The following is a 3,293-nucleotide window of genomic DNA, read 5'->3' on the forward strand; positions in this document are numbered from 1 at the left end:
GGCTTGGAAGGCGGATCCGCCGATGACACCGGAACATCTCCATTGCGTCTTGAGCACCGACCGGGAGCTAGGCGATGAAGACATCTTGCGTTACTATGCCCAGCGTTGGACAATCGAATGCTTTTTCCGACAGGCGAAAGATCAACTGAAGCTGGATGGATACCGCGTCCGCCACATTCGGGCGGTGAAACGGTATTGGGCGGTGGTGCTCTTGGCCTGCGTGTACAGCATAGCGGAATCCCAGCAAGACCTCTCCACCGGATTGGAGCTTCTTCGATCGCGGAAAGGCCACAGCGTCGTCGAGTTCATTTATAACGCCGCGAAGCAAGAGATTCCCATTGATGTGATCAAAAAACAGCTCCATGTCGCCTAAGGGGTTCCCTGTTTGTCTCTCTAACCATGGAAATTATTGTAATGAAAAATGCTCATCTACAGTACAGAATTTGAACTGTTGAGGTGTTGACTGATGGGAAAGAAGGCAAGTAGTGAGTTAAGTAGAGAGCTTGAAAAAATCAAAAAACAAATTAAAATTTTAATGTCACAGGGTTTCTATCACGAGGCCTTAACAGTTGTTAATGAGTCGATGGGGATAGTTCCCACTGATGCCGATTTATATTCAATTAAGGCTGTTATTTTAATTATCTTGCAACAAATAGAAGAAGCCAAAGAAACATTAGAAGAAGGATTAGTAATTGATCCTAATCATGTAGATTGCCTCTATAACTTAGCGTATATTTATGAACAGTATGGTCAACTTGGCTCTGCGGAAAGATTGTATAGAAAAATATTGAATATATCAAATGAGACAGAACTTATCAATGAGCTTATAGATAAAATCGATAATTTACGACAAATATTAAGAAAGAGGGAACTCATCAAACAAATTGAAAGCAATAAATTTCCCCAAAAACAAGAACTGGTATTAAAAGATAAAAGCGAAATCAGTGAAAGACTCCACGTTGTTTATGTTTTAACTCACGTAGGAATATGCGGGGGGGTGAAGATAATACTCGAACATGCCAATAGGCTTGTAAAATCTGGAATAAAGGTTTCTCTTGTGTGTCATTATCCTAAGCCAAAATGGTATCCAGTAGAAGCAGATTATATCGAAGTGCCCTTTGATATGGAACTTTCAAAGGGTATTCCAAAATGTGATGTGATTGTGGCGACTTACTGGGATCATATACAAACTTGTATAGAGACAAAGATTGCGCCTGTAGTTTATTTTGAACAAGGGGACTTTCATTTATTTGACTATGAAAATATGGATGAGAATTTAAAAAATTTTATATATCAACAATATCAGCTACCTAAATTTATTTATACAGTATCCAATCAGGCAGCTAATATTATTAAAACAATTTATAAAAGGGAAGCAACAGTTATTCATAACGCTATCGATAGTTCGATATTTAATACAAAAAACAATGAAATCAATCAGTTTCCCCCATATATATTAATGATGGGGGATGCCAGAATAAAATTTAAAGGCTTGGATCAGATAATAGAAGCATATAAAAAGGTGAAAATGGAATTCCGTGATATACTTTTATATTGGGTAACTCCGTCTGCTCCCCCAAATGAGTATAAAAAAGAGGTAGACCAATACTTTGTAAATCCTCCGCAAAGTAAAATTGCTGATTTATATAGAGGAGCTAAAGTATTTGTTTCTGCATCTCATTATGAATCTTTTTCTCTGCCAGTATTAGAAGCTATGGCGTGTGGTTGCCCTGTGGTGACCACCGAAAATGCAGGGGTGCGTGAATATGCAGTGGACAATTATAATGCTTTGGTCGCTCCTATTGGAGATTCATGTGAGCTTTCAAAAAGAGTGTTAGAAATATTAAAAAATAATGAACTCAAAAATAGACTAATTATTAACGGGCTATCAACTTCAAAGAAATTTAATTGGGATAATACCATATCGCGATTATTAGAATATTATAAAGGAATTGCTGGTTATAAAGTTAAAAACACTCAAAGAATAGCAGAGGCGATAGGTGGTAGTAATATGCATGGAGTGTATATTGGGGATAACAGAATGCTAATTAAGACAGTTTGGGGGGGTAAACTAATTACCTCGAATAAGGATATGAGCTTAATGCCAGACCTTGTTACTTTTGGATTAATAGAAGGGCCACTTACAAAGTTTTTCTTAAACAATATTAAAGACGGAGATACGTTTGTAGATGTCGGCGCCAATATAGGTTATTATACAATATTGGCTGGTTTTAGAGTTGGGGCTAGTGGCAAAGTTATTGCCTTTGAGCCAAATCATAGTGTATATTCACTTTTAATGGACAATGTAGCAATTAATTATCTAGCTGACAGGGTGAAATTGTTTAATAGTGCTGTTTACAGTCAAGAGGGAGAAATACCATTTTACACAACGGAACGATTTGCTGGCAACGCTTCTATTCATCAGCCGGATAAGAAATATTATGACTACTTTCTAGTAGATAAAGGAATGGAAGAAAATAGGGTAAAAGCAATAGCACTCGACACATTTCTCCATACATTTATTGATGAAAGCGAGATGATTAATTTTATTAAAATAGATGTAGAGGGTGGAGAATATCACTGTTTTCTAGGGATGCAAGGACTCATACAGTCTAAAAGGATAAAGACTATCATTTTTGAAATTAATAAACTCCGCTCGAAGAAAGATTCGGAAAAATTATATAAATTGTTAAAAGAAATTGAAAAAGGATATCGAGTGAAATTTGGGGTTATTAATAATGAAGGGCTAGTAAATGAGTTTCCTCTAGAACAAATTTTTCAATATGATTTTGTTCCCTTCGTTTTGATGGAATTTTTAATGTAATTGTAGATACTTTTCTGTGGGGCTGACCCAAAACGCGAGTGCGTTTTGGATCAGCCCCGCTTTTTTTGGCACCAAAATAGAAGAATCGCCCTTTTTCTGGTAGAATAGAGTCACCGAAACCACTACCACCGAAAGAAGGGCGATTCTTTTATGAAACTCACATTTCGCACCCTAACAGGGTTGAAAGAAAGAATTTTTTATTTAGTTTTTTAGAATAACTTTCCGACCAACACAACGAGCGATGGCAATCCTTTTTTTGCCATCGCTGGTCGTTCCGTATCACGTTACACGTAGATGCTCTCATCCATGCCCAATCCCTGCAGAATCCTTCGCTGATCAGGGGTGAGGGAGCGATCCAGTGAGCGTTGGATGCGCCCATCCGGCAGCTTGAACAGGACGACGTTCACATATTGAAACAGCTGAAAAATCGCCTGTCCCGTCGGCCGGGTCAGCTTGCGGCCTCCAGGAC

Annotated in this window: 2 protein-coding genes and 1 pseudogene; 2 read left to right on the forward strand and 1 reads right to left on the reverse strand. The window is 38.1% G+C overall.

The features are described from left to right. Nucleotides 1-373 (forward strand): transposase (locus B1A75_RS19015; protein WP_139761777.1); only part of this gene is annotated, 373 nt, incomplete at its 5' end. 93 nt (nucleotides 374-466) lie between these two features. Then, nucleotides 467-2,824, forward strand: coding sequence for an FkbM family methyltransferase (locus B1A75_RS19020; protein WP_079936716.1), 2,358 nt, complete (start codon nucleotides 467-469; stop codon nucleotides 2,822-2,824). Nucleotides 2,825-3,108: 284 nt separating this feature from the next. Here the strand turns inward: B1A75_RS19020 and B1A75_RS19025 are convergent. Further along, nucleotides 3,109-3,293: pseudogene (locus B1A75_RS19025) on the reverse strand (IS1634 family transposase); the annotation flags it as partial.

Source organism: Geobacillus sp. LEMMY01 (assembly GCF_002042905.1).
Lineage (GTDB): Bacteria > Bacillota > Bacilli > Bacillales > Anoxybacillaceae > Geobacillus > Geobacillus proteiniphilus.